The organism is Longimicrobiaceae bacterium (assembly GCA_035696245.1).
Classification (GTDB): Bacteria; Gemmatimonadota; Gemmatimonadetes; order Longimicrobiales; family Longimicrobiaceae; genus DASRQW01.
Genome location: DASRQW010000074.1, coordinates 1 through 5,832, shown reverse-complemented (window position 1 = coordinate 5,832; position 5,832 = coordinate 1). Strand labels below are relative to the sequence as shown.

4 protein-coding genes are annotated in these 5,832 nt (G+C 71.9%); 3 read left to right on the top strand and 1 reads right to left on the bottom strand.

Annotated elements, in window-relative coordinates:
* Window positions 1-278 precede the first annotated feature (278 nt).
* Together VFE05_03620 and VFE05_03615 are read left to right on the top strand one after the other, a co-directional pair.
* Window positions 279-749 (top strand): hypothetical protein, encoded by a 471-nt coding sequence (locus tag VFE05_03620; protein HET6229141.1) that lies wholly within the window; start codon window positions 279-281, stop codon window positions 747-749.
* A 75-nt stretch (window positions 750-824) separates the two neighbouring features.
* Window positions 825-1,298, top strand: a complete 474-nt coding sequence (locus VFE05_03615) for a hypothetical protein (protein HET6229140.1) — start codon at window positions 825-827, stop codon at window positions 1,296-1,298.
* 343 nt (window positions 1,299-1,641) lie between these two features.
* On the opposite strand, the gene VFE05_03610 is transcribed toward VFE05_03615, so the two are convergent.
* Window positions 1,642-4,236 (bottom strand): MHYT domain-containing protein, encoded by a 2,595-nt coding sequence (locus VFE05_03610; GenBank protein ID HET6229139.1) that lies wholly within the window; start codon window positions 4,234-4,236, stop codon window positions 1,642-1,644.
* Window positions 4,237-4,681: 445 nt separating this feature from the next.
* On the opposite strand from VFE05_03610, the gene deoC reads away from it, so the two are divergent.
* A complete protein-coding gene (deoC, locus tag VFE05_03605; protein ID HET6229138.1) occupies window positions 4,682-5,701 on the top strand; it encodes a deoxyribose-phosphate aldolase in 1,020 nt (339 codons plus the stop codon).
* Window positions 5,702-5,832 lie beyond the last annotated feature (131 nt).

Below are 5,832 nucleotides of genomic sequence, written 5' to 3'. Positions count from 1 at the left end.
CATCTCCCGCATCTCCCGCATCTCCCGCATCTCCCGCATCTCCCGCATCTCCCGCATCTCCCGCATCTCCCGCATCTCCCGCATCTCCCGCATCTCCCGCATCTCCCGCATCTCCCGCATCTGACGTCGCACGGGCACTGGGCGCGCGTGGCCGGCACTTGTTTCACGACGCTATTCCGGATATACGTTCATCTCCGCACCGGGCGCGGGGTGCCGCAGGCGAGGCGGGTAGGCGCGCGTCCGGAGCAACGATTTTCCAGCAAACGGGAGATGGAACGATGACGATGAGATTCGCGGGTGTGGCGGCGGCGTTGATCGCGCTTGCAGCTTGCAGCGATCCCATGACGCCGCGGGGAGACGCGGGCGGCAAGCCCCGGCTGACCCTTCCCGCGCAGAACCCCTGCACGATCGACTGTCCCGTGTCGGGCGGCGGAGGCGGGACCACGCCGGCGCTCACGGTCACGGTGTCGGGCCCGTCGTACGTGTCGACGGCGTCGAACGTGGTGTACACGTCGGCGGCCAGCGGGGGAACGGGCGGCTACTCGTACGTGTGGAGCGAGCACGTGTGCTACGGGGCGAACAACTCGCCGTGCTCGGATGTGGTGCTGGACCCGTACGGCATGTGGTACATCCACCACTCCATCGCGTCGAACGTGTGCACGGACCAGATGATCGTGCGCGTCACGGACTCTGCCGGGCACACGGCGGTGGCGTCGAAGACCACGTCCGGCCCCGCCTGCCTGCTCTGAGCGGCAGCGGTCCGGTAGATGACGGGAGATGCAGGGCGCCTTGCAGCCGGTTCACCTCAACGTTCGATACGAAAGATGATGATGCGATTCGCGGGTGTGGCGGCGGCGCTGCTGGTCCTGGCCGGATGCGGAGATCCGGTCGCGCCCCATGCGGGAGATGGCGGGAAGCCGCGGCGGGGCTTCCCGCCCAAGGACGACTGCATCGTGGATGTCACCTGCCCGACCTCCGGCGGCGGTGGCGGGGGCGCGACGCCGGACATCTCGGTCACGATCTCCGGCCCCTCGGCCGTGACGTCGGCGCAGACCGTCGTGTACACCGCGGCTCCCAGCGGCGGCAGCGGCGGGTATACGTACGTGTGGCTGGAGCACGTGTGCTACGGAGCGGGCAACTCCCCCTGCGCCGACAACGTGCTGAACTCCAACGGTACGCAGTATCTCCATCACACGATCGCATCGAACGTGTGCACCGACGAGGTGACCGTGCAGGTCAGTGACTCCGGTGGCCGCCTCGCGGACGCCACGCAGACCACGCGCGGCCCCGCCTGCTGAGCAGCGAAACCCTTCGGAACCAGCAGAACGGCGCCGCATGACGCGGTCGGTGTGTGCCGGGTAAGTTGGTCGCCGGGGGCCGCACGACCGAAGCCGCGCGAAGAAGCCGCTCATCTCGCCTCCTCTGAGGAGTGGGAGATGGGCGGCTTCCTCGTGCCTACCCGGACTTTCACGCGCATCCGAGCTTCCCGTGTGGCTGCCGCCAGCGTGTCGATAGTGGGTGGCCGGCGGGGTTGCGCTACACGCCACCCGATTGCCGGCTCTGGCGCCGTCGTCCGCCGAAAGCCTGCGCGCACGCACGGGAGCGGCGATTCCGGACCGCACCCAGGCACGCGTGCGGCGATCAGGCGGCGGAGGCGGAGGGACCGGGCTCGGGGGCGAGGGCGGCTTCGCGGCGCGGCGCGGGCAGGGCAGCCAGCTCGGCCGCGGTGAGCGGGGCTCCCTGGCGAAGCGTGAGCGTGAAGGTGGAGCCCACGTCCGGCTCGCTCTCGGCCGCGAGGTCGCCGCCCATGGCCCGCGCCAGGTCGCGGCTGATGGCGAGGCCCAGGCCGGTGCCCTCGTTGGCGCGGGTGAGCGCCGGGTCCACCTGCACGAACGGCTCGAACACGGCCGACATCTTCTCCGGCGGAATGCCGCGGCCGGTGTCTCGCACGCGTACGGCCACGCGGTCGCCGCCGGCCTCCCACTCCATGACGATGCGGCCGCCCGGCGCGGTGAACTTGATGGCGTTGGTGAGCAGGTTGAGGACGATCTGCTCCATGCGCTCCCGGTCCGCGCACGCGGTGGCCGCGGGATCGCCGGGGCGGAAGGCGTAGTCCAGGCCCTTGGCGCGCACCTGCGGCTCCACCAGCGCCTCCAGCCCCGCCAGCGTCTCGTTCACCGGCACGCGCTCGATGCGGTACTGCACGTGCCCCGCCTCGATCTTGGCGAAGTTGAGGATGTCGTTGATAAGGCCCAGCAGGTGCGTCTGGTTGCGGCGGATCTTCTCCAGGTTCTCGGCCTGCGCCTCGGTGACGGGGCCGTGGATGCCCATCTCCATGAGCTGCGCGTACCCGCCGATGGCGTTGAGCGGGGTGCGGAGCTCGTGGCTCATGGTGGCCAGGAACGACGACTTGGCCTCGTTCGCCTCGTCGGCCGCGGCGCGGGCGCGCTCGGCGTCGGCGGTGCGGCGCTGCAGCTCTTCGTTGGCGTGCTGCAGCTCGTCGTGCGCCATCTCCATCTCGGCCTGCGCCTCTTCCAGCTCGGCGGCCTGCTGCTCCAGCTGCACGCGCGACTCCTCGGTCTCGCGGAAGAGGCGGGCGTTGTCGAGGGCCACGGCGGCGCGGCGGGCCAGCTCCTCGGCCAGGTGCAGCTCGGCGGCGCCGTAGCGGCGGCCGGACTCGGCGGTGACCAGGGTGATGGCGCCGAGCGCCTGGTCGCGCACGCACATGGGCACGATCACGTACGAGCGCATTCCCAGCTCGCGCACGCGCTCCAGGTGCTCGGGGTCGCGCGCGCCGGCGCGGAGCATCTCGTCGGTCACGTCCGGCACCAGCTCCGGCCGGCCGGTTCGGAGCACGGTGCGCAGGCCGCTGCCGGCGCGGGGGTCCACGGGGTACGCCTCCTCCAGCCGCCGCGCCAGCTCCACGCGGCGCGGGTCCGGGTGCGCGAGGGTGACGCGCCGCACCGCGCCGTCCTCCTCCACCACGTCCACGGCGCACCAGTCTGCGAGCCCGGTGACGGCCAGGCTCGCCACGGCGGTGAGCGTGGTCTCGTAGTCCAGCGACGAGGCCAGCACGCGGCTGGCTTCGACCAGGAAGTCGCGGCCCTGCTGCTCGCGCACGCGGTCGGTCACGTCGCTCACCGCGCCCATCCACTCGCGCACGGAGCCGTCCGGCTCCAGCACGGGCACGCCGCGCACGAGCATGTGCCGGTACTCGCCGTCGAAGCGCCGCAGCCGCAGCTCGCGCTGGAAGGTGCCGCGGCTCTCCAGCGCCGCGCGCCACTCGGCCGCGGTCTCGGCGCGGTCGTCCGGGTGCACCGCGTCCAGCCAGCCGTGGCCGGCGTACACCTCGGCCGGGGTGCCGGTGAAGGTGCCCCAGTCGCGCTGCTCGCCCGCGAAGCCGCCGTCCGCGTCGGCCATCCACACGATCTGCGCGCTGGCGAGCACGAGCGAGCGGAAGCGCTCCTTGCTGCGGCGCAGCGCCTCCGTCTCGGCGGTGCGGGCGCGCATCCGGCGGTCCACAAGCGCGCCCAGCAGGGCGATGCACAGCAGCACCACCGTGGCGATGGAGACGGCGCCCGCCAGGCCCTCGGTCTGGAGCACGTGGTCCTGCGCCACGCGCATGGACGTGCCCTGGCGCGTGAAGCGCGCTGCCGACATGGCCGTGTAGTGCATCCCCGCCATGGCGAGGCCCATCACCACGGCCGCGGCCGACTTGTACCAGCGCCCGGCGGCGGTGGAGTCCTCGCGGAAGCGGATGCCCAGCGCGATGGCGGCAACGGAGGCGCCGATCGCGATCGCGCCGGACAGCGCCACGCGGCCGGCATCGTAGCCGATGCGCGCGGGGACCTGCATGGCGGCCATGCCCAGGTAGTGCATCGCCCCCATCGCCCCGCCCATCAGCACACCCGCGATGGCTACGCCGGCGCGGCCGGGCTTGGGGCGCGCCATGGCCCACAGCCCGAGCAGCGACGCCAGCGTTGGCGCGCCGGCCGAGACGATGAGCATGGGCACGCCGTACGCCGTGGGCACGGGCATCCGGTACGCGAGCATCCCCACGAAGTGCATGCTCCACATGCCGGTGCCCATCACCACGCTGCCGCCGGCCAGCCACGCCGCGCGCAGCCGCCCGTGCGCCGCCGTGACGCGCGACGCCAGCGCCAGCGCCGCGAACGACGCCAGGATGGCGATGAAGACGGAGACGGCGACCAGCGCCGGGTTGTAGCTTCCGGTCATGGTGCGTGCGCGGTGTGCCCGTGTGGATGCGGCCGGCGCAGGGCCGGTTCCCGTCTGCGTTTAGCAAGAACGGCGCCCCTTCACGTTCCCGCCGCGGCGCACCGTCGGCTGATGCGCGGGGACGGACGGAGGTGTGGAGCGGACCCCGGAACGGCAGGCCTGTGTGTGTCGGGAGATGTATGGAGGCCGTCCGTGCCCAGACATCCTTTCGCCTCTCCGGAGATGGGGTGCCGCCGTTCCGTGCGGATGCGCTGCGGGCCTTCGCCCGCCTCGACCAACCCGGTCGCGGGGATGCCGGGCGGACCGCCTTGGCGGGTGGGCACGGGAATGGCGGCGGGCGGGGGATTCGTCTATCTTGTTCCGTGCACCACCACGTCCATCCGGCCCGCGCGGCGCCGGGGCGCGAACGCTCCCCCGCGGCGGCGGTTCAACAGGAAGCACCGGCATGTCCAGCACCCGCCAGAAGCAGCTCGTCGCCGTCCCTTCGCGCACGCCCGACATCGGCACCGCCCACGAGGAGGGCCGCAACCCCGGCACGTCCCTGGATTTGGACTGGGTGGCCGACGTGAAGGTGAACCGCAGCGCGGTGGAGCGCCGCGCCGGCACCATCGGCACGCGGCGCACGGTGAAGAAGCAGTGGCAGGCCGCCTGGCTGCTGCGCGCCATCACCCTGATGGACCTGACCACGCTCTCGGGCGACGACACGCCGGGCAACGTGCGCCGTCTGTGCGCCAAGGCCCGCCAGCCCGTGCGGCCGGACCTGCTGGAGGCGCTGGGTGCGACCGAGCTGCCCATCCGCACCGCCGCCGTCTGCGTGTACCACGCGATGGTGCCCACGGCGGTCGATGCGCTGCGCGGCTCCGGTATTCCCGTGGCCGCCGTATCCACCGGCTTCCCGGCCGGCCTGTCGCCCTTCCCGCAGCGCGTGGAGGAGATCCGCGCTTCGGTAGAGGCGGGGGCGGAGGAGATCGACATCGTGGTCACGCGCGCCCACGTGCTCACCGGCAACTGGGAGGCGCTGTACGACGAGGTGCGAGCGTTCCGCGAGGCCTGCGGCCCGGCGCACATGAAGGCGATCCTGGCCACGGGCGAGCTGGCCACGCTGCGCAACGTGGCCCGCGCGTCGCTGGTGTGCATGATGGCGGGCTCGGACTTCATCAAGACCAGCACCGGCAAGGAGAGCGTGAACGCCGTGATGCCGGTGGGCCTGGTGATGTCGCGCTGCATCCGCGAGTACCTGGAGCGCACGGGCCACAAGGTGGGCTTCAAGCCCGCGGGCGGCATCCGCACCGCCAAGCAGTCGCTGGAGTGGCTGATGATGATGAAGGAGGAGCTGGGCAACGACTGGCTGCGGCCGGAGCTGTTCCGCTTCGGCGCCAGCTCGCTGCTGGGCGACATCGAGCGGCAGCTGGAGCACCACGTGACCGGCCGCTATTCCGCCGCCCACCGCCACCCGATGGCGTAGGGCAGCGAAAACAGCAGCTTTTAGAAGTTCGATGAAGAAGGGCCGATGACTATCCGTCGTCGGCCCTTACTGATTTCGGACGAACCGATGTGGCGGTGCTGGGAGGGTGGCGCTGCGGAAAGGTGCCCCCT